The sequence below is a fragment of the Candidatus Obscuribacterales bacterium genome (genome assembly GCA_036703605.1).
Taxonomy (GTDB): Bacteria; Cyanobacteriota; Cyanobacteriia; order RECH01; family RECH01; genus RECH01.
Genome location: DATNRH010000684.1, coordinates 1 through 21,680, shown reverse-complemented (window position 1 = coordinate 21,680; position 21,680 = coordinate 1). Strand labels below are relative to the sequence as shown.

Annotated in this window: 12 protein-coding genes; 4 read left to right on the top strand and 8 right to left on the bottom strand. The window is 55.1% G+C overall.

Annotated elements, in window-relative coordinates; all coding sequences use genetic code 11:
• From dxs to mnmH, 3 genes are all read left to right on the top strand, one after another.
• On the top strand, nucleotides 1–1,287 hold a 1,287-nt coding region (gene dxs, locus V6D20_14545; GenBank protein ID HEY9816998.1), incomplete at its 5' end, for a 1-deoxy-D-xylulose-5-phosphate synthase.
• Nucleotides 1,288–1,422: 135 nt separating this feature from the next.
• Entirely contained in the window at nucleotides 1,423–3,702 is a 2,280-nt protein-coding gene (gene selD / locus V6D20_14540) for a selenide, water dikinase SelD (protein HEY9816997.1), read from the top strand.
• Between the two features lie 20 nt (nucleotides 3,703–3,722).
• The gene (gene mnmH, locus V6D20_14535; protein ID HEY9816996.1) at nucleotides 3,723–4,739 is read left to right on the top strand and encodes a tRNA 2-selenouridine(34) synthase MnmH; all 1,017 of its coding nucleotides are present in this window, start codon (nucleotides 3,723–3,725) and stop codon (nucleotides 4,737–4,739) included.
• Between the two features lie 17 nt (nucleotides 4,740–4,756).
• Here the strand turns inward: mnmH and V6D20_14530 are convergent, their stop codons facing one another.
• From V6D20_14530 to V6D20_14510, 5 genes are all read right to left on the bottom strand, one after another.
• Nucleotides 4,757–9,949 (bottom strand): response regulator, encoded by a 5,193-nt coding sequence (locus V6D20_14530; protein HEY9816995.1) that lies wholly within the window; start codon nucleotides 9,947–9,949, stop codon nucleotides 4,757–4,759.
• A gap of 253 nt (nucleotides 9,950–10,202) precedes the next feature.
• Nucleotides 10,203–12,917, bottom strand: a complete 2,715-nt coding sequence (locus V6D20_14525; GenBank protein HEY9816994.1) for a methyl-accepting chemotaxis protein — start codon at nucleotides 12,915–12,917, stop codon at nucleotides 10,203–10,205.
• Between the two features lie 42 nt (nucleotides 12,918–12,959).
• Complete coding sequence (locus V6D20_14520; protein ID HEY9816993.1) at nucleotides 12,960–13,496, bottom strand: chemotaxis protein CheW; 537 nt, start codon at nucleotides 13,494–13,496, stop codon at nucleotides 12,960–12,962.
• A 26-nt stretch (nucleotides 13,497–13,522) separates the two neighbouring features.
• On the bottom strand, nucleotides 13,523–13,888 hold the full coding sequence (locus V6D20_14515; GenBank protein HEY9816992.1) for a response regulator: 366 nt from the start codon (nucleotides 13,886–13,888) through the stop codon (nucleotides 13,523–13,525).
• Nucleotides 13,889–14,000: 112 nt separating this feature from the next.
• The gene (locus V6D20_14510; GenBank protein ID HEY9816991.1) at nucleotides 14,001–15,263 is read right to left on the bottom strand and encodes a response regulator; all 1,263 of its coding nucleotides are present in this window, start codon (nucleotides 15,261–15,263) and stop codon (nucleotides 14,001–14,003) included.
• Nucleotides 15,264–16,531: 1,268 nt separating this feature from the next.
• Between V6D20_14510 and hmpF the strand changes: the two genes are divergently transcribed.
• Complete coding sequence (hmpF, locus tag V6D20_14505; protein HEY9816990.1) at nucleotides 16,532–18,289, top strand: pilus motility taxis protein HmpF; 1,758 nt, start codon at nucleotides 16,532–16,534, stop codon at nucleotides 18,287–18,289.
• 9 nt (nucleotides 18,290–18,298) lie between these two features.
• On the opposite strand, the gene tilS is transcribed toward hmpF, so the two are convergent.
• The 3 genes from tilS to V6D20_14490 all read right to left on the bottom strand — a co-directional run.
• Nucleotides 18,299–19,303, bottom strand: coding sequence for a tRNA lysidine(34) synthetase TilS (tilS, locus tag V6D20_14500; protein HEY9816989.1), 1,005 nt, complete (start codon nucleotides 19,301–19,303; stop codon nucleotides 18,299–18,301).
• 26 nt (nucleotides 19,304–19,329) lie between these two features.
• Nucleotides 19,330–20,331 (bottom strand): c-type cytochrome biogenesis protein CcsB, encoded by a 1,002-nt coding sequence (gene ccsB / locus V6D20_14495; GenBank protein ID HEY9816988.1) that lies wholly within the window; start codon nucleotides 20,329–20,331, stop codon nucleotides 19,330–19,332.
• Nucleotides 20,332–20,631: 300 nt separating this feature from the next.
• Nucleotides 20,632–21,680, bottom strand: a 1,049-nt coding sequence (locus tag V6D20_14490; GenBank protein ID HEY9816987.1) for a DUF3352 domain-containing protein, incomplete at its 5' end; no start/stop codon positions are given.

The following is a 21,680-nucleotide window of genomic DNA, read 5'->3' as shown; positions in this document are numbered from 1 at the left end:
CATCTGCCGTTTGTGGGTGATTCCCTATCTCCGGAAATCCACCGCATCAAGGAAGGGATGAAGCGGCTGGCGGTGCCCAAAGTGGGGGCAGTGTTTGAAGAGCTAGGATTTACTTACATGGGCCCGGTGGATGGTCATAACCTGGAAGAACTGATCACCAGCTTCCGTCAAGCTCATCAGCATCCAGGGCCGGTGTTGGTGCATGTGGCAACGGTTAAGGGTAAGGGGTATGCGATCGCGGAAGAAGATCAGGTGGGCTACCACGCCCAGTCGCCCTTTAACTTGACCACCGGTAAGGCGATTCCTGCCAGCAAGCCCAAGCCTCCCAGCTATTCCAAGGTGTTTGCCCATACGCTGGTGAAGCTTGCGGAAAATAATCCCAAGATCATCGGCATCACTGCTGCTATGGCCACAGGTACTGGGCTCGACAAGCTCCAGGCCAAGCTGCCAAATCAGTACATCGACGTGGGCATTGCCGAACAGCACGCGGTGACCCTATCGGCGGGGATGGCCTGTGAAGGCATGCGCCCGGTGGTGGCGATTTATTCAACCTTCTTACAGCGCGCCTTCGACCAGATTATCCACGACGTTTGTATTCAGAATCTGCCGGTGTTTTTCTGTCTCGACCGAGCTGGCATTGTGGGGGCAGATGGCCCCACCCATCAAGGATTGTATGACATTGCCTATTTGCGCTGCATTCCCAACATGGTGTTGATGGCTCCTAAGGATGAAGCAGAACTGCAGCGGATGGTGGTGACTGGGGTGAACTACACCGATGGCCCGATCGCTATGCGCTATCCCCGAGGTAATGGGCTGGGGGTGCCGCTGATGGAAGAAGGTTGGGAACCGTTGCCCATTGGTAAAGGCGAGGTGCTGCGTCAGGGCGATGATCTGCTGATGCTGGGCTATGGTTCGATGGTGCAAACGGCCATGCAGGCGGCGGAAATTCTCAGCGAGCATGGTGTGGAAGCCACTGTGGTGAATGCCCGCTTTGTGAAACCCTTGGATACCGAGCTCATTGTGCCCCTAGCCCAAAAGACTGGCCGGGTGGTGACCTTGGAGGAAGGTTGCACCATGGGTGGTTTTGGCTCCGCTGTGGCTGAAGCGTTGCTGGATCATGATGTGACGGTGCCGATCACCCGCATTGGGGTTCCCGATGTATTGGTGGATCATGCGAAGCCGGATGAGTCTAAGACCGATCTGGGCATTACCGCGTCGCAAATCGCCGATCAGATCTTGGCGAAGGTGCGACCCCATGCTGAGGCGCTGAGTCAAACGCGTGCGTAGGAGCGATCGCTGCTGATGGATTTAAGAAGGGCAACTCAATGGGGTTGCCCTTTATAGTGGCGGCCTGTTTTGATGATGGATGCGGGGAATGGGTTACTCTCCCTTGGTTCCATGGTCAACGCCCATAGCTAGGCTATGGGGCAAGGTCTAGGGCAAGAACGGGCGATCGCGTTGGATGGATACACAGCAGGGATGATTGTGCAGGATTTAGTCTTGATTGGCGGTGGGCATAGCCATGCGATCGCCCTACGGCAGATGGGGATGCATCCCATTCCGGGGGTGAGGCTGACCTTGGTGACGGATGTGTGGCATACGCCCTATTCAGGCATGTTGCCGGGGTATGTGGCAGGGCATTACGAGTTTGACCAATGCCATATTGACCTACGCCCCTTAGCAAGCTTTGCCAAGGCCCGATTGATTAGCGATCGCGCCGTTGGTCTTGATCTGGATAGGCAACAGGTTCACTGTGCCAACCATCCCCCCATCTCCTTTGACCGATTGTCGATCAACATCGGCAGTACGCCAGCAACGACCGTGCCGGGTGCGGCAGACTACGCCATCCCGGCGAAGCCCATTTCCCAGTTTCTGCACCATTGGCACGCCATCCTGGATCAGGTGCGCCAACGACCGGAGCAACCCCTGAGTTTGGCGGTCGTGGGTGGGGGGGCGGGTGGGGTGGAGCTGGCATTGTCGATTCAGACTCACTTGAGTTGCCTCTATCGAGAGGCGGGACAGCCGCCGCAGTTGCAGGTGCATCTCGTCCATCGCGGGGCAGAGATTTTAGAAGGACGCGATCGCTGGGTGCGGCGACGGATGCTGCGGATCTTGAAGCAGCGGGGTATTCAAGTTCACTTGGGCGTGACGGTGGATCAGGTATTGCCCGGACGGCTTGTCGGTTCAGGCGGCTTTGCGCTGGATTGCGATCGCATCCTCTGGGTGACCCAAGCGTCAGCGGCCTCCTGGCTGGCTCCGGCGGGCTTGACCACGGATGAACGAGGCTTCCTCCAGGTGAATGCTTACCTGCAGTCGGTGTCCCATCCCCATGTGTTCGCCGCGGGCGACATTGCCACCCAAATTGACCATCTGCGTCCTAAGGCAGGGGTTTTTGCGGTGCGTCAGGGGCTGCCCCTGGTCAAAAATCTGCGGCGATCGCTGCTGGGGCAACCCCTCCAGCCCTATCATCCCCAGCGGGAATTTTTGATTTTGATTGGTACAGGGGATGGGCAAGCCGTGGCCTCTCGTGGGCGTTGGGGGCTGGGCCCATACCGCTGGCTATGGCGCTGGAAAGATCACATTGATAGGACGTTCATGGAGCAGTTTGCCCAGTTGCCTGCCCCGTCGATGCAGCGATCGGTAGATGCTGCCATGACCGACGATGATATGCGCTGCCTTGGCTGTGGCGCTAAGGTGGGGGGTGTCACTCTGGGGCGATCGCTGGCCCGTCTGCGCCAAACCTATCCCTTGCTTGACCCAGACACGTTGCCTATGGGGCTAGGGGCGGCGGACGATGCGGCCGTGGTGCAGATTCCTGTCGATCGCCTCCTGGTGCAAACGGTGGATTATCTACCGGCGCTGGTGGATGACCCCTTCATCGCCGGCCAAATTACCGCCCACCACTGCCTCAATGACCTCTGGGCTATGGGAGCCACGCCCCAATCAGTTTTGGCGATCGCTACCCTACCGCCTCTGCCACCTCAGCAGCAGGAAGAAACGCTCTATCACCTGCTGGCTGGTGTGGTGATGGTGCTCAATGTTGCCCAGGCTGCTCTGATCGGTGGTCATACCAGTGAGGGCGATCGCCTAGCCTTGGGATTGACCTGCAATGGCCTAGCGGCGCGTCAAGATCTCTGGCGTCATCAAGGACTACAGCCAGGGCAAGCGCTGATTCTCACGAAGGCGCTGGGTACGGGCTTGCTGTTTGCTGCCGATATGCGCCGACAGGCTAAGGGGCGCTGGATTGAAGGGGCGATCGCCTCCATGCTGCAGTCCAACCAGGGCGCGATCGCGGTCTTCCGCCACCATGGCGTGACCGCCTGCACCGACGTCAGCGGTTTTGGTCTGGCGGGGCACCTGCTCAACCTTGTCCAAGCCTCTGAAGTGGCAGTGGAACTGAACCTGCACACCTTGCCCTGCCTATTGGGGGTGGAAGACCTGCTGTCTACCCAAATTCGTAGCTCCTTAGATGCCCAAAACGTCTGGGCTGTCTTGCCCTACCTCCAAGTGCATGACATGGCTACGGACGATAGAATGCCCCTGTTGTTTGATCCCCAAACCTCGGGAGGCCTGCTGGCGGCAGTGCCCGATCATCAAGCGATCGCCTGTGTGGAGGCGTTGCAAGCCATGGGCTATGCTTCTCGCTGCATTGGTCGAGTCTTGCCCCGATCAGAGCAGCCGCCAATCACGGTACGTCCCTAGGTTCAACGGTTGCCTTTGCCATGCCCCATTGTCTAGATGTCCATGCTTTTCTCCATGCGCCTGGGCCGATCCTGGATGCGCGCAGTCCCGCTGAGTATGCTCAGGGGCATATTCCCGGTGCTGCCAGCCTGCCCCTGTTTTCCAACGAGGAGCGGGCCCAGGTGGGCATCTGCTATAAGCACCAAGGTCGGGATGCTGCGGTGGAACTGGGGTTGGCGATCGCTGGCCCCAAGCTAGCGGCGCTGGTGGCCGCCGCGAAACAGCTCGCTCCCGATCGGGTGGTGCGGGTGCATTGCTGGCGGGGCGGAATGCGCAGTGGCTCCGTCGCTTGGCTGTTGGAAACGGCAGGTTTTCAGGTGGCGACCCTGGCCTTGGGCTACAAAGGATTTCGTCGCTGGGCCCAGACCTACTGCGCCACAACGCGACCCATGATCCTGCTGGGCGGCATGACCGGGACAGGAAAAACCGATAGTCTGCAGGCGATCGCCCGTCGAGGTGAACCGGTGCTGGATCTAGAGCACCTAGCCAGTCATCGGGGCAGCAGCTTCGGTTCCCTAGGGCTGCCAGCTCAACCGTCCAATGAACAGTTTGAAAATCGGTTGGCGATCGCCTTAGAGCAGCTTCCCCTGGATCGCCCCATCTGGATTGAAGCGGAAAGCCGCCGGATTGGTCTCTGCCGTATTCCTAATGAGTTGTTTGAGCAGATGCTCCGGGCTCCGATGCTTCAGGTGGAGCGATCGCGGGATGAACGGGTGGCAATCTTGGTGGCGGTCTATCAGGTGGCTCCCATTACCGATCTGATTGCCGCGACTGACCGCCTGCGTAAACGGCTAGGCGGTCAGCGTACCCAGGCTGCTGTTGCCCATCTCAAGGGCGATCGCTTGCCCGAGGCCTGTGAGGTAATCTTGGACTACTACGATCGCACCTATACCCATGCGCTCAAGCGCCATCTCGGGCCAATCTACACGGTGGATGTGACCGGACTATCTGCGGATGCTAGCGCAGCTTTGATGCTTGATGTAGCATCAACCCTCTGAGGCTCATGCCCAGACTACTAGCTAGCTGGCCCCACCAACACCTCACCTTTCAACATCCGCTGAGCCGCATCCAGCAACGCTTCTTCTAGGTAGGGCTTGGTGAAGTAGCCCTTGGCTCCTAGGGTGATGGCCATTTGTCGGTGGCGATCGGCTCCTCGGGAGGTCAGCATGGCGATGGGGAGGTCTGTGAGGCTGGGGTCTTTCTGGATGCGGGAGAGGAGTTCTAGCCCATCCATGCGCGGCATTTCAATGTCGCAGAATACGAGATCACAGGGCAGCCCCGATCGCAGTTTTTCCCAGGCTTCTTGTCCGTCACGGGCTTGCTCAACCCGATAGCCCACCTTGTTAAAGGTCATAGACAGCAGCTCGCGGACGGTAATGGAGTCATCCACAATCAGCACCGTTGGCTCACTCTTACTAGGCGTCGTATCTGGAGTGGTGAGGTCGTCCTTCGTCCAGAGGGAGCTGCCCGAATCGCGGCGGATGCGTCCCATTGAAAGATCAATGAGTTCTAGCACGTCGGCAATGGGCATAATCCGTCCATCCCCGAGCACCGTCGCCCCGGCAATCCCCACGGGTTTGGGCACTGGTCCTTCCAGTTGCTTAATCACAATTTCCTGTTCGCCCAGCACCTGATCAACCTGGAGGGCGAGGAAATTTCCAGAACTGCGCAGCACAATTACCGACACCATTTCATCTTCCTGACTACCGCCGTAGACACTGCCGCGTCCTAAACTGCGGTTATGGCTGAGCAGTTCCGAGAGGGGTTGGAAGGGTAGCAGCATCTCCCGCCAGGTGATGCAGGAGCGTCCTTCACTATCCGTTTGGATGCGATCGCGGGGCACATCCAGCATGTCTTCCACCCCGTCCATCGGGAAGGCAATGCGGGCGCGATTGCTAATACAGCATAGAGCTTTCGAAATACTGAGGGTGAGAGGCAGACGGATGGTAAAGGTTGTGCCTTTGCCAAGGGCTGAGTCGGTGTTGATGGCTCCTCGAATTTCCGTGAGGTTGGTGCGCACGACATCCATCCCCACCCCGCGCCCAGCAAAGTCATCGGCTTTATCGCGGGTGCTAAACCCAGAATGGAAGAGCAGATCATACACGTCTAGGCGGGTCATCTCCCTAGCTTCTTGAGGGGTGACCAAGCCTTTCTGCATGGCCTTCGCTTTCACCCGATCCGAGTCAATGCCTGCCCCGTCATCACTAATCGAGATCACCGTTTGGTTGCCTTGGTGGAAGGAACGAATGGTGATGCGTCCAACCGGAGGCTTGCCCGCTGCAACGCGTTCTTCCGGGGTTTCAATCCCGTGGGTAATGGCATTGTTGACCAAGTGGGTCATGGGGTCATACAGCGACTCCAGAATCATCTTGTCGATCAGCGTATCTCGACCTTCCACCACCAACTCTGCCTGCTTGCCACATTTCAGCGAAATATCCCGAACGGCACGGGGCAGGCGATCGGCGGTTTGGGCAAAGGGCACCATGCGAGAGCGAGTCAGCCCTTCTTGTAGTTGGGTGGTGACTTGGCGGAAGGTGCGGGTAATTTGGTCGCTTTCATCCACCACAAAGTCAATATCTGACGCAGACTCCCGTACCCGGACAATCAGTTCGATCATTTCCTGGGAGAGGGTATGGAAGCCTGTGAAGCGATCCATTTCTAGGGCGTCAAAATTGGCTCCAGTGGCATGTTGAGCATCGTTTTGATGGGTTGCTGGCCCTCCACCAAAATGCCCCTTGCGGCTGGAGAGGAGGGAGCTCTCAAGGAGCGATCGCTCATAAAGATCCCGCATCCGTTGTCCCACATCGCTTAATTGCTGCACTTGGTAGAGCAGATTGTCGAGAAATTGCCGCAGCCGTTCTTGGGTTTGCTCAAGGCTGTTGCGGTTAACGACCAGTTCCCCGATGAGGTTATTGAGGTTATCAAGATTTCTCACCGAGACCCGCATGGTTTGATCGCTCTGTCCCCGGCGTACTGTCCGGCGGCTGCTGGTTGCGGGAGACGAACGCCGAACACCTTTGCTGGTGGGTGGCCCTCCTAGGGTGTTGTCGGCGTCTTCTAGGAGTTTTTCGAGGTCGTCGAAGTCGCTGAAGTCATCATCACTGCTCTCGATGGATGGGGTATCTAGGGCGTCATCATTTAAGAGAGCATCTAGATCGGCAAAGTCATCTTGAGCCGCTGCTGGAGCACTGGGGATAGCTGTAGGTGTGTCATCTAGAAGGGCATCTAAATCCGAAAAGTCATCCTCGTCGATGGCTGTCTCAGGGGGCTCTTCCTCCAGCAAACTATCCAGTTCTGCAAAGCTGTCCTCTGGGAGGTCGGTGAAAGCATCTGGTTCGCTATCGTCTAGATCAAAGACATTGCTGAGATCAAGGTCGCCCTCAGCGATCGCTTCCGGAGGGTTGGCATCGTGCTCCAGTTCTGAGCCCTCATCGTCTAAAAACTGATCTAAAGCATTCAGATCTAACTCGTCGTCCTCTGTGGCAGATGCTGCGCCGGGGGCTGTTGGCATCTCGAAGCTGAAGGGGGCATTCTCCTCTCCTTCCGCCTCATCGCCAAAGGTACCTAGATCAAAATCTAAGCCTGCTAGATCGAGGTCGTTCTCGTCTTGGAATGAACTTGTGTCTGTGGTGCTCAGGTCATCATCATCGCTAAAGAGATCAGCCACAAACGCATCAGGATTAGCGCTGACTGATTCCTCAAACCAGTCCATGCCTGTGTCTCCTGTGCTCTCCTCGTCGGAGGCGATCGCTCCTGGAGCAACGTCAACGCCCAGATCTAGATCCAGCCCATCGATCTCTAGTTCACGGGTATCGGTTAGCTCATCAGGCAGTTCATCCTCTAAGTTAACCGCCAGCCCATGGTCATTGTCGCCCAACAAGTCTGCCAGGCTAGCGTCACCCGCTTCTGTCGCTTCTGTGCCTGACTCGGTGAACCAGTCTTCAACCTCACCGGTGGGCTCATCACCTTGGGATGCATCCGAACCTTGGTCGAGATCTAGCCCATAATCTCCCTCCATCGAGATAGGAGGAGTGGAGGGAGATTCTTCAGAGGGTTCTGTGATCCAGAGATCTGTGTCTGCTTGTGATGCAGGCTCGTCGCTTTCGTCAAAGAGGTTGTCTAGACCGTCCTCGGGGAAGCTAGCGTCAACGTCAAAAGATATGCCTTCCTCTTCCGTGTCAGTTACGGATGCGTTGGCACTCGTATCGTCGTCGAGGTTATCGTCAAGAAAATTGGTGAGCAAGGCGTCATCGTTGCTGTCCATGTCGCCCCACAGATCCGTTTCGAACGAGGGGGAGTCTTGATCCGATGAGCTTTCGTTGAAGATGGCATCGAGGTCACCCATCTCGTCATCGAGCGTTGATAAAACCGGCGGTTGGGCAGAGGCGTCATCTGGGCGATCCTGCTCTAGCGCATCAGGTTCGCTGCTGACATCGGAGATGAGCAGATCGTCTAAACCCAGGTCGAGATTATCGCCTAGTTCGTCATCAAGCCCGTCGAGGAAGTCTAAGTCTGCCTCGCCAGAGGTCTCGGAACCCGCATCATCGGATGGCCCAGAGTCGCCAAGTAAATCAACGTCAGACGAGCTGTCGGCATCAGAAGTGCTAAATAAATCGATGCCAAAGGATGAGTTGTCGTCCTCTTCCGTGAGGTCACTGAAGATGTCCATGGATGAGGACGATGTATCATCGACATCCCCACCAATGTTCAGATCTTCGTCTTGGATGAACGTAGCATCAAAATTAGGTAGGGGGTCGACTGATAAATCAGCGCCGTCATCTGCGATCGCCCCCGAGCCTGTGGAGCTGGCATCGTCTGATTCCGGTTGATCAAATAACAGATCAGAAAAGTCGCTAGAGGGCTCTGGTTCTAGAGCATCCTCAAACCCTGCTTCGGTTGCCACGACCTCTTCCTGCCACCCGAGATCAATGGATTCTCCTTCAAACAAGTCTGCCAGGGTGTTGAGCTCTGCCGCTCCCACCTCAGGGCCAGCCTGCTCTATGGGACGGAGAGCATTGGGATCGTCGTCTAGGGCATCAATGAGATCTAAGCCATCACCAGGTTGCCCATCTGCGGCCATCGACGCGGAAGGTTCAGGTATCTCGCTCGGTTCGAGATTCTCTGTGAACCAGTCATCGTCCTCGCTGGTGTCTGTTGAGGATGAGTCTCCCAAATTCAGATCAGACATGTCATCAAAGGACAAAAAGCCAGATGATGAGGGTAGGTTATCTGGTGCTGTTAGGAAATCTAGATCTGCCGATTCGGTAATATTGGCGGGTTCATTGTCTGCAAAGAGGCTGTCAAGATCGGCGTCAATATCGATCTCTTCCCCAAAGTCTAGATCTAGCTCTGGCAAGGTGGCTGGTACAAGATCGGCCAAAGCATCGCTGCAGGTGATCTGCTCCGCCTGTCCGGTCAGTACCAGCTCTTGAGCTTGCTTTAACTCCTTAATTAAGATGGGCGCTAGGGTTCTGTAGGCGTTGTCTGTATGGGCGATCGCTCGTCTAGCATGATCGAGAAGCTGGCACCAGGCATTCAGATCAAACTGCTCCCCCGCTTGGGAGAGCGTGCGACACATATCTTGGAGTGCTTGGCGGCTGTCGGCTTGATCCGGCTGCTTGAAGAGTTGCAGCATGGATCGCAGATGTACCGGTATATCGCTTTGAAAGACAAGTTGTAGCGCGCTTTCCTCTTGGGGGGCTGAGCGCTGAGGGGCTGGGGTTGGCGCAGCAACGGCACCGACGGATAGATCAACTTCTTCCGGAGGGGCTCCACCACTGGCACTCACCAGGTTGTTGAGATGCTCATTCAGAGCCGCGAACACCGGTTCAACGTTAGCCATCACCTCATCGGACTTATCTTCCGTGAGACCAAAGGGTCCCTGCAGTTGGTCGATCAGCTCTTGCAGGTTGTCAAAGACTCGCAGGAACAAGCTTTCGAGTTTTTGGTCAACTTGAACGGGGCATTCCCGTAATACTTTGAAATAATCTTCTAGGCGGTGGGATGTCTTTTGGATGCTACCCAGCCCCAACATGGCAGCTCCCCCCTTGACGGAGTGGGCAGCCCGAAACACTTCATTAACCATCTCAGAATCTGCGATGGTCGTTTGCAGATTCAGCAAACCCGTCTCAATCGTATTGAGGTGATCCTTGGCCTCCTCAATAAAGTAGCCCATGATCCGCTGTTGCTGTTCAGACTGCATACTCATAGCAGTGTTCCTCTAGACTATCTGGCGGTGGTGACAAGAAAATCAGGGTGGCGATCGCTCAGCTTCCCCTCGTCGTTGGCCGAGGTGGCCCGAGGAGGAAGACCTGAGTCGAATAAAACTTATTGGCTTTAATGTACCCGATCGCCCCTGAATCGACATCAGGGGGAGTCTCGTAGTACATGACCTAGATGCGAAGAAACCTGTGCATCTACGGGGACGAGGTGAATGGGTCTAGGGCCCAGCCTCTGTCCTGCTATTCAACCCGGAATCGTTCAACAGAATTCAGGAGATCTCGCGCCACACTCAACTGACTTTGCAGCGAGGCAGACACCCGCTGGGCTTCTTGGGAGGTTTCCTGGGCCGTTAGCTCCACCGATTGCATCACCTGAGCCACGGCTCGGGACGTCTCGGTTTGTTCCACCGTATCGGCGGTAATTGATCGCACGAGCACATCAATCCGGTTCGACACCTGAATAATGTCCTCAAGAGCCCGCTTGGCCTGTTCTGCCAAGCGCGTTCCTTCAATCACCTGCTGGGTGCCTTCTTCCATAGCGGTCATCACCGAGCCGGTTTCACTTTGAATTTGCAACACGATCTGTTCAATCTCTTTCGAGGCTTTAGCTGCCCGATCCGCCAACTGTCGCACTTCATCTGCCACAATCGCGAACCCACGACCCGCTTCCCCGGCTCGTGCCGCCTCAATACTGGCGTTTAAGGCCAAGAGGTTGGTTCGAGAGGCGATCTGAGAAATCAACGCCACAATTTTGGAAATTTCCTGGGACGATTCTGCCAGGCGCTTCACCTTGCGGGTGGTTTCTGCCACGGTTTCCCGAATTTGCAAAATACCAGCCACCGTACGCTCTACCGCTTCTCCACCTTTCAAGGCGGTTGCTGATGCAGAACGCGCCACTTCCTCCGCTTCTCGGGCGCTTTCTGCCACCCGCTGAATGGAGTCGGTCATCACCTGCACCGAGTTGAGGGTTACCGCTAGCTCCTCTGCTTGCCGCAAGGCGTCGGAGGAGAGCGATCGCGCGAAAATTTCGTTTTCCGTCGATCCCTTGTTCACCTGTTTGGCGGCTGCCTTCACTTGCTGCACAATGTCTCGCAGGTTTTGGATCGTCAGGTTAAAGGAATCTGCTACTGCGCCGAGCACGTCCGCGGTCACCTCAGCCTGGACGGTCAGGTCACCCCGAGCCGCTCCTTCCACATCATCTAGGAGGCGAATCACTTGGCGTTGTAGATCTTCCTTGGCCTGTTCTTGCTCTTCTGCTTTGCGTTGGGCCTCACTCGTGGTGGTAAGGATCACCCGCGCCATTTGGTTGAAGCCGTTAGCCAACTGCCCAAACTCATCTTCGGAATAGACGGTTGCTCGGGCATTGAAGTTACCTTGGGATACAGAATGAAACTGCTTGCGCAGATCATCCACCGATCGCTCAATGGGTTTATTGGCCGCGCCCGATAACACCATCGATACGCCGAATCCTGTGGCACCCCCCACCAGCGCCATCACGAGTCCGCTCATGCGCAAGCGCCCCGTGGCAGAGGAATCAGCATCTTGGATGACCGTCGCGGTGATAAAGGTGGCGACCGCAACCGCAAAGGCGGAGGCAGCACCAGTCAACCCTGATACCAATAACCGCTTACTGGGGATCGGGGCATTTTCTAGAAAGGCGAAGGGCCCCTGTTCAACACTGACTTCAGGCTCGTCGCCCTGGCTATCTCCTGTAAAGGTAGGTAGCTGTTCGGAGTTGCCAGCGATGCTAAAAATCTCGTCTTCCTGGATGAGGGACTGATCTTCACCACTGTCAAAGTCAAAGGCTGTGCCGCTGATCGATGATGGGGTTCCACTGCTGGACAGGCCAAAATCAGCGCTACCGATCGAGGGACTGGTCAGCCCGGATGAGTTGTCGTCTAGGTCAAAGTCTGGAATGCTGCCCAGATCATCAAACTCGTCAAACTCATCTAAAAAGTCAATGCCGCCGCTCATACTGCCAGACGATCGCCCGGATGCTAGGGGATCATCGCTGGTAGGAAAGTCATTTCCCTCCATGTCTCCAAGGGTAAACCCACCCGTTTCTGAGGAAACAAAGGTGCGCTCATCGTCGTAGTCGGGGGTGTTGCCGTAGCCGGAGGGGGGAGCTTCATAGTCATAGGATGGCTCTACCCCAAAATCATCGTTGAGGTCGTCTGCGGATCCCATAAACAGGGTTTCATCATCCGAGCCTTGGGGTAAGGGCATACCGCCGCTGGAGTCCATCCTACCGCTGGAGTAGCTATCGTCTGAGCTATCCACGTGGGGTGGAATGAAGGTGTCGTCTAGGCTGGGGTGAGTGTCGTCACTGCGATCGCCCATGTCGCCACCAAAGGGATCGGCAAAATCTGATGGACTGCTGCCCGCCCCAAAGGGATCCCCACCGGTTGCAAAGGGATCGGCAAAATCCTGCACATTCTCCGGATCAAATCCGCCTGATTCAAAATCAGCGATCGCCCCTTCGTCTTCTAGTCCAGCATTGCCGAGGGAGTCAAAATCCACCGAATCGAAGCTGAAGCCTTCATCTGAGTCTGAGTCAGCATAACTTGCACTGCCATTGGTTCCTGTTTCATAGGACTCAAAGGGCTCTTGAACTGTGCCAGAAAAGTCGCTATCAATATCATCAAACCGTGCGTCTCCTGCGCTGCTGCTCATCTCGCCGACAAACTGGCTAGCATAGGCCAACCCGTCGTTCGCGTAGTCCATATACTGTGTGTCAGAGGTGAGACCTAAGACAGATTGGTATTCCTGCTGAGCGACATCGTAGCGCTGGAGCCCATAGCAATAAATATGGCCACGCAGCAGCAGTACGTTTGGATCTTCGGGATAATCGACTGCCAGTTGATCGATAATATCGGCCGCCTCTTGATAGCTACCCTGTAAGTATGCTCGCTCAGCGCGTTGATATGCCTGCGCGTAATCAGTACCTGATCCCATGTGCCTTCTCCTGCCCGTGCAAGTGTCAAATAATCGACTGGTTTATGCTGCCCATCGTGCCGATCGCAGAATTGCAATCTGATCGAGTAACCGAAGCAACCGGTTGCTATCCCCCTCCGTCATCCATTCCCCTCGCAGGAAGGGGGCCATGCTGTCGGGAACATTGGTTGGCATCTGTACTTCGTCAATGTCTAGCCAATCCATGCCAATGATTTTGTCAACCGCTAAGCCTAGCATAGTGTCTTGGTCTTCAACTGCAATGACATGAATTTCTGAGCGGTCAGTACTCAGGGGCGCAGAATCACCCAAAAACTGACCTAAGTCAGCAACCCAGATGACACGCCCTCGCACGTTGAGGGTACCTAATAGTAGGGGAGAAACGTTCGGAATGGGGGTAATGCGATCGGGAGACGTGGAAATCACCTCCCGAATGCCAATGGCGGGAAGGGCAAATTCGTCGCCTGATGTCACATAAAACTTAAGGTGAAGCTCACCTTCGGGGCTTTCCAGCTCCTGGAATTCAGGAACCTGGTCTTGATCTTGTCCTCTACCCGTTAAAAAGTCTGGGTTGCTGATCATTGCACTTGCCTAATGTTTCGCGTGACTTACCCTCGCAGCAATTGCTTCACCGTGCCAACCAACTCGGTCGGTTGAAAGGGTTTGGCAATGTATGCATCTGCTCCCTGTTTCATGCCCCAGTAGCGATCGAACTCTTCCCCTTTAGATGAGCACATCACAACGGGCACATCCTGTGTTTTTGGATCGGCTTTCAGACGGCGACAAACTTCGTACCCATTCATTCGCGGCATGACAATATCTAGCACAACTAGATCCGGACGATGCCCCTGAATTTGTTCGAGTGCTTCCACTCCATCGCTTGCGATGGTGACGTTGAGACCGCTGCCCTTAAGAAGGTCAGTAATCATTTCTCGTTGGGTCACACTATCTTCCACCACCAAAACTGTACTCATTATGTTTCCCTATCGGCTAACCGCGAATGCTAAAGGGAGGGATTCCTTTAGTTATGATGTTTGCTACCTCGTAAGACTACGATAATGCAATTTTGATAATGATCATGCAAGTTTACGGGCGGGATGGTGCGGAGGCCGACTGAGTCAGGTCGATGTCTAGTTCATCTTCCACAGCTTCCGCTAGCAGTTCCTGAGGATCAGGGCGATCGGGTTGCCCAAATCCTACATATTTTTCAACGATGGTGGTTAGTTCGCTGGCCCCAAAGGGCTTGGTGAGGTAGTCGGTGGCCTCGACGATGCGAGCTTTCACCCGATCAATGAAGCCATCCTTGCCTGTGAGCATGACGATGGGCGTTTGCCGGAAGGCGGTTGACTTGCGCAGCATGGCGCAGATCTCATAACCATCTAGCTCCGGCATGGCAATGTCACAAAGGATCAAATCGGGTTTCAGTTGAAACACTAAGCTCAGGGCCTTGATAGGATTACTAATCCCTGTTGCTTCGTAGCCTTGATGATTCAGGATAAATTCCACAGCTTTACGAATCGTAGCACTGTCATCAATGCAGACAATGCGAGGAACATGCCGATCGTCGGGAAGCGATAGCTCTCCCTGCTTTGTTTTGCCAGCAACGGGTGGGTTGATTTGCACAAACCCCCGTTTGACGTAGGGATAAATGGCGCGGGCTACATGGAGAATGTCGCGGTTGAGGTAGCGAGCCATTTGCCGAATCGAGGTTTTGCCATCTACCCAGGTGGTGAGCAATCGGAGGGTTTGGGGTTTGAGGGCGGTGCGCAGTTGCTCAAGCTCGATAATGGTTGGGCATTGGTCGGGGGATTGAATATGGGGGCTAAACTGCTTCCATTCTTGGATTTGCTTGATGGTGTCGGCGAGGATAGAGCTGACTTCAATGGTGGTGAGCTGGGGTGAGAGCGGCGGGCTAATTTCGAAGGTGAACGAGCCTTGGTGCAGGCTGAGCAAATCGAACAAGGTTTCCCGAATCATGCTTTGGACGATACTGCGTCCTTGGGCGGGGGTGAGGGCTTGGCGTTCGAGCAGGGCCCAGACATGGCCATATTCGGGAGCATTCAGGGTGGCGATCGCTGAAATGCCGATGGTGTCGATTAGATGTTCGAGGTCGTAGCGCCGCAGGTAGTCTCGCAGGCGCGATCGCCCGGCACTATCCCCAGCGTAGATAATTTGACCATTTTGGAAAAAGACAAACCAAGATTGCGCACAAATCTTTTTAGGAGATGGCTCAGACGTGCCAGACGCCGTTGTGCCGTAGGCCTCAACAAACAACTCACCGGTTCGCTGACCCAGTTCGATGAGTTGCATGATGCTGCGGATGTCAATTTCGTTTAGCTTGCCTTGCATGCAACTAGTGACGTGCCTGAAACAAAGTGAACAGGGAACAATAGGGAGCGATCGCCCGTGCTCGGTTAGTATACCCACGGCCGGTTTCAGAGTTTCGGTTAGGGTGTTGGGTTGAGCCGGTTCGTCGATGTCTGCTTGAATGTTAACCCATGATTGTTCATGTATTCTGCCCAAGGACGCGATCGCACCAAGGAGTTCGTTACAAGATGTTGGAATGGGGTAGGGTATCGGGTGATGTGGCGTGAGTTTTCAAGGGCAGCAGCATTCCTTAAGCGACAGACTGAGCTTGGACTGTGTTTCTTTGGAAAGGTGTGGGATGCTGCTCTGTAGGAAGGGGCACCTGCGGAGACAACTGGGCTTCTAGTGTTGTGATGGGGAATGGGACTAGCCAAGCTGCTTGTGAATCCGTGGCGATCGCTCAAAAAGCATCCTATACTGACAACCCTGACCCATGAACAGAAAAGCTATCTTGTCTAAGATCTGTCTCCATTTCTGGTTAAGCTGAGGGGTAGTCAGGTTGTTAGGTGTAGTGGCTCCGTTGGGAAGGAAATATCTGCAAGGGACGGTTACGTCCATATCTGCCTTGATGATCGGTCACCTCTGGAGCGGGGGCTGTCAGTTGATAGGTCACCGTTGCCATAATTGAGGATGACTGTTCTCGCCCATGGTTCACGTTTAGATCTCAAATCTATAGCTGCAATCTGCTGCAATCTATGGATTGAGTGGGGTTGATGAGGGGGCGATCGCCCGTGTCTCTTGTCTGAGCAGAAGATCACCAGATGTCCTATCGTCCTTTCTTGAGGGGGATATAGGGAGTCTGGAGCACAGCAGGCTCAACGGAGCTCCTTGTGACCCACATACCCTTGTCGCCCATGATGGGGGGACGTGAACGGAGGGGGCATCAACGAAGGGTGAACGATTCACGTGGGAATGTGAGTTCCCTGATCGTGGGTGGAAAGCCTGAAACTAGAGACATGCGTTCAAGGGGGAGCATTTTGACGCAACCTGGCAGACTTGAACAACCTAATCGAGCGGGTTGGCACAAAAACGCATACATTGGGTCACAGTAAAACCGTTGTCTGCATTGCGAAATCTCCATCGAAAGATTCGCTAGACTGTTAGCTAAAAGATTGGGTAGGATTTGGGGCATGGCTGCGCGTTTTTCCACGCATCGACAGAGATGATACAAGACCTATCCTGTATCGCGCTGGCAAAAAGACAGACAGTTCAAACCTTGGGATCGGGCACAAAAGAAGAGGATTATCGGCGTGCTGTATTTAGCTGAAGTACAGAAACAGAAAAGTGGCTTTATGGGCGGCGGCGGTAAGGCAGAGTTTAAGCTCATTGCCTGCCAGCGTTCTGAGCAAAGTTGGAGCGCCTGTGATGAAACCATTCCTGCTCCAGATGACATAACCTATAACGCCGGAGCCATCGTCATGGTGGAATTAACCGGTGCCAAGCAGGTGCGGCGACATTTTGAAGCGGGCCGCCAGCTTGTCAGCATTTTGCAAAACTTTTCTAAGCTCCAAGAAAAATCCAAGACCCAAGAAGAAGAGATTGAGCAGTGGAAGCAGTCGCTGACGTACCAAAGCCAAGAGCTAAATCGCCGGGAAATGGAAATGGAAGCCCGGCAAGAGCAACTCCAGCAGATGGAGGAAGATTTTGAACGGCTTGACCAACAGCGCCAGGAAATTGAAGATACCCGCCAAGAGGTTGAAAGCCTGCGCGAGGAGTTTGAGCGTAAAAGCCAAGAGTTAGAAGGGGCATGGGCTCATCTCAATGGGGAAGTGCGCCGCTTTGAGGAACGGCAGGCAGAACAGCAGCAATCAGCAACGTTAGATGATGAAAAGGCGACGACGCTACGGGCGCTGCTCGATCAGATTTCTGGAGCTGTTGCACCCACGGAATCTGTACGGGAACAACTCCATCAGTCGTTTGAAATTTTAGACAGGCAGCAGCAGACGCTCCAGCATCACTGGCAGGGTTTGGAAGGTAGTCGCACCGCAGCTCAGCAGCGGCAGTCGGAGTTGGAACAGCAGGCCCAGACGATCCGTGATGCTTGGCAGGCTTGGTATGATGCCCAAGAAAGCTTGGAAAATCTCAAGGCGGAGTTGCGATTGCAACAACAAGCTCTCAGCCTCAAGCAAGACTATGTGAAAGCTCTAGAAGCTCAAATTAAAGCTCAAGCGGATCTGCATCGCAATGTGTGTTTTCTGGCCGATGGATCTGATTCGATCACCATTGGTGTATCTATTGATCTACAGGCCTTAGAGGCGATGTCGTTGGATGATTTGCAGCGGATTACCCAAGACTTGGAGTCGGAGTTAGAGAAAAATTCCAAGTTTGTGAATAGCCAAGAAGAAGAACTGACCTACAAGCAGGAAGAAATTGACGAAATCAAACGCCGCATTGATGAAGCCAATGACTTCGATCGCTTGCAGCTTGAAAACGAGTTAAAAGATGAGCAAGACGGTTATGAAATGCTCAACGAAACCCTCGTAGGGCAGCGTCGGAATCTAAGGGAACGGGAGGCAATTCTCAAGCAGCACAAGTCCATCCTTGCCCGGCGACAAGGCCATGCAGTGGGTGAAGGTGAGCCAGGAGAAATTGACCTGAAGCCAGTGCTCAATCAAATTGAGGCCCATCGTCAGGCGATGCAGGATGAATTGAGTCAAGTGCAGACGATGATTCAGCAGATCCACAGCCAGATAGAACAGCTTCAGACTCAGGTGGATCAGCAAACCAGCCATCAAATTGCTCAGCGGGAAGAGGTGCGGCAATTGGAAGCTCACTTGAGCGATCAACGGGCTGCAGTGGCGGAACTCTGGGGTAAGGTTTACCTCTATGAAGAACTGCTACAGCCGACTCAAGATGGCTATGATAGCCTCCGGCAGACGATTCAGTCGATTGGCGATCTCATGTCTCAATTCCAAGAGGCCAGCGACTATCAGCTCCAAGGTATTACGGAAATGCAGCAGATGATTGAGCAACTTACCAGCCAATCGGCAGAACTTGCGGCATCGTAAGACCTGCAGCTAGGGGGGAGTATCGGAGGTGATCACAATCCACGGATGTTCAACACGGGCGATCGCCCCTCCAGGCAGGGGATCGGTTTGGCTACGGTTGGGAGCATGGATCAGCGCCACTAGTTTTTCAACCTGTTGGTAGCTGGGAGCTGGGATCGATAGAGTCTGCAGGTGTAGACGCATGACCCGTCGTTGCAGGGCGAGGGGAGAAGCTTGCAGTGCCGTACGATTCAGTCGAGGCGATCGCCCCTGCTCATGTGCCTCCCGAGCCTGTTGCCAAAGCTGTTCTGCTAGGTGAGATAGGTACTCTACATCAGCGCGCAGCAATTCCGCTGTTTGGGCTAGGTGACCTTCGGCTTGGGCATTCACCTGTTCGATGAGCAGCGGCAATAGGGTATGGCGGATGCGGTTGCGGGCGTAGTGGAGATCGCTGTTGCTGGAGTCTTGCCAAATCGGTAGATCTTGCTCGTGACAAAACCGGGCAGTGTCCTTACGGGTCATAGCTAGTAGGGGACGCACCAGTTGGATGCGATCGCTGAGGGGACGACACCAGGCCAAGGCCTGGAGCCCATCCATGCCGGCCCCCCGCACCAGGTTATAGAGCAATGTCTCAGCGCGATCGCTGGCCGTATGCCCGGTCACCACCTGGGTATAGTGATGCTCCTGGGCGATCGCGGTCAGTTGGCCATAGCGCCAGGTGCGCGCGGCCGCTTCGGTGGGCGCTAGGGTGCTGGTAGCCACTCCGTGGTAGGCAACCTGCCACTGGTGGGCTAAAGCCTGAACATGGGCAGCATTCTCATCCGCATCGGTTCTCCATCCATGGTTGCAGTGGGCTATGGCTATCTCCCATCCCCACTTGGGCTGCAGATCCAGCAGCAGGCGAATTAGGCAAAGGGAGTCTTGCCCTCCCGAAACTGCTACTAGACAGCGATCGCCCGCCGGCAACAGGGAGCGATCGCGCAGGGTTTGGTGCAGGCGGGCGTGGAGGATAGTCCAGGGTGGGTTAAGCCCCATGGAGAGAGGGGGATCACGTTAAAGAACTAAAAGAACCAGCCGTAGCTGTGCAGGCCTTTGCCGAGGATGTTCACCCCTAGGTAGCAGATCCACACGACGAGGAAGCCAGATGCCGCCAAGATAGCCGGGCGACGACCTTGCCAGCCCCGAGTAATGCGGGCATGGAGATAGGCGGCAAACACCAGCCAGGTAATCAGGGCCCAGGTTTCCTTGGGATCCCAACTCCAGTAGGAGCCCCAGGCTTCGTTTGCCCAGACGGCTCCGGCAATGATGCCGATGGTTAAGAGGGGAAAGCCTAAGCCAATAATGCGATAGCTAATGTTGTCGAGGGTGTCCGCTAGACTCAAGCGCTGAGGAGAAAGGGCGACGGCCGCTTGGGTAGGAGCTTCCAACACAGCCGTAGTTCCACCACCAGCGTTGTAGGTAGGGGGCGTCTCAGGTTCAGGACTGCTGCCCGAGCGGCGAATGCGAAACTTGGCATCCCGATAGGCTCCCGTCCCAACGGAGCTACCCCGTAACTCCACGGCTTGGCCTCGGGTGACGACCAAGAAGGCGATCGCCATCAGGGCTCCTACCATCAGAGCTGAGTAGCTAATCAGCATCACGCTCACATGCATCATCAGCCAATTGGACTTCAGGGCTGGCACTAGGGGTTCAGAAACTTGCATTTGTGAGGGAAGAGACAGGGCTGCAAAGGCGGCGATGCCCATGGCCACAGGTGCGGTCACCGCACCTACTAGGCGACTACGACTCATGTGCTCGGCAAAGAGGTGAACAGCCGTGATCCCCCAAGCCAGGAAAAACAACGATTCGTATAAGTTGCTGAGCGGAAAGTAGCCAGCATCGACCCAACGGGCTGTTAGCAGGGCCGCCATGCTCAAGTTAGCGATCGCCATACCTAGGGTGCCGAGCCCCGCTAAGTAGGGGATGTTCGGAAATGCCGCGCCACACCAGTACAGCAGCATGGTCAAAAACAGAATGGCAAACGACCCATTGTCTAGCCAACCCTGAAGAGTCACCAAATCCATTTCAGACCTCTCCCAACATATAAATATCCCAACCAACAATAGATAACAGGTACACCAGAGAACGAATCCGAGTTAACTTTTGTGGAGTGCTGCAGTGATCCTGTCTACGGATCGAGAGCGTTCTAGAGATTTAGACTCGAACTTGACCGATCTCCCTGGGAGCTGCTGGGCTCACCAAGACCCTGGGGATCGTCGCAAGCGATTGTCTCCGAGTGAGCCACCCAGCAACAAGCTCCACCCTCTATCCTAGCGAGTCTTGGGGATCCCGAGAACGTTTACGGTAAAAATCTTTGGGTGGGCTTACTCCGTAGCGCTGTCTTGATTGTCAGGTGGGGGTGTTTCTCCTGGGGCGTTGTTATCTGTGGCAGGGGGTGAGTCAGATTGATCTACCTCGGGTAATGCGCCTGGGGTTCTGCCTTGTTTCAACATGATGTAGATGTCGTACAGCGTGCTTTGGGGGGTTTGCGATCGCGTGGTGACGCCAATGGCTTGAAGCGCCGAGACGTATGGGGTGTAGCGATCGGGCGTGGGCGGAATAGGAAGACCTGTCTGAGGGTTGAGCAATTGCTCAATATTCACAAACAATTGCCCGTTGGTGCGGGCATCGTTGGAGGTGAGGGTTTGATATAGGCTGGTGTCTGCTAGGGTGGTTTGAGGCTCGGGCACGACGGTGTCGGCCACCGCCCCACGAATTGCTAAAAAGGCGCGATCGTCCTCCAACCATCCCCGCACAATGGTGAGGCCAGAAAATGGCTGAGTCCATGTGGTCACCGGCTCGCCTCTCACATTGGCCTCGCTCACATCAAAGCGATAGCGGCGGCTCATTACGTCATCCAGGGATGCCAGGGTTTGTTCAGCCGCTGTGCGATCGCTGGCTTTGGCAATCACGAGTATCCCAGCACTTGCTTGATCCGGAGTTGTGGAATCCGCAATAGGAATAACACCGAGAGCAAATTCTCCGGTCATCCAGCTCAGGAAGTCTTGCTCGAGATCTAGCCCAACAGTAGCCTGTACTCCTTGGCTAATGGCATCGGGAGGGAGAAGATTAGGTGGTGAATTGGGTGAGTTGAGGGGATCTTCCGGTGGCTCTTGGTTATACTGCTGCCAGGCTGCCCGGAGGTTACTACCACTCAGCATCAGGATGGTTGTGTCGGGCAAGGCATCGGCAATATTGGTTGTTTCGTTGGTGATGGTGGGGGTCGCTTGGTTTGCATTGCGCCAGAGCTGGGTTTGGATGCGAATGCCCTGGTTTTCTAAGGTCAGAGTTGCTGCAAGACCTTGGTTTTGGCTGAGCGACGAGAGCCCTGATGACGGCAGGGGTAAGGCTCTTCCAGTGGCGGCGATCGCTT

What these genes read in the sequence shown, in the direction of transcription:
- selD (HEY9816997.1), top strand. Translation starts at nt 1,423, where the DNA reads ATGGGGCAAGGTCTAGGGCAAGAACGGGCGATCGCGTTGGATGGATAC.
- mnmH (HEY9816996.1), top strand. Translation starts at nt 3,723, where the DNA reads ATGCCCCATTGTCTAGATGTCCATGCTTTTCTCCATGCGCCTGGGCCG.
- V6D20_14530 (HEY9816995.1), bottom strand. Translation starts at nt 9,949, where the DNA reads ATGAGTATGCAGTCTGAACAGCAACAGCGGATCATGGGCTACTTTATT.
- V6D20_14525 (HEY9816994.1), bottom strand. Translation starts at nt 12,917, where the DNA reads ATGGGATCAGGTACTGATTACGCGCAGGCATATCAACGCGCTGAGCGA.
- V6D20_14520 (HEY9816993.1), bottom strand. Translation starts at nt 13,496, where the DNA reads ATGATCAGCAACCCAGACTTTTTAACGGGTAGAGGACAAGATCAAGAC.
- V6D20_14515 (HEY9816992.1), bottom strand. Translation starts at nt 13,888, where the DNA reads ATGAGTACAGTTTTGGTGGTGGAAGATAGTGTGACCCAACGAGAAATG.
- V6D20_14510 (HEY9816991.1), bottom strand. Translation starts at nt 15,263, where the DNA reads ATGCAAGGCAAGCTAAACGAAATTGACATCCGCAGCATCATGCAACTC.
- tilS (HEY9816989.1), bottom strand. Translation starts at nt 19,303, where the DNA reads ATGGGGCTTAACCCACCCTGGACTATCCTCCACGCCCGCCTGCACCAA.
- ccsB (HEY9816988.1), bottom strand. Translation starts at nt 20,331, where the DNA reads ATGGATTTGGTGACTCTTCAGGGTTGGCTAGACAATGGGTCGTTTGCC.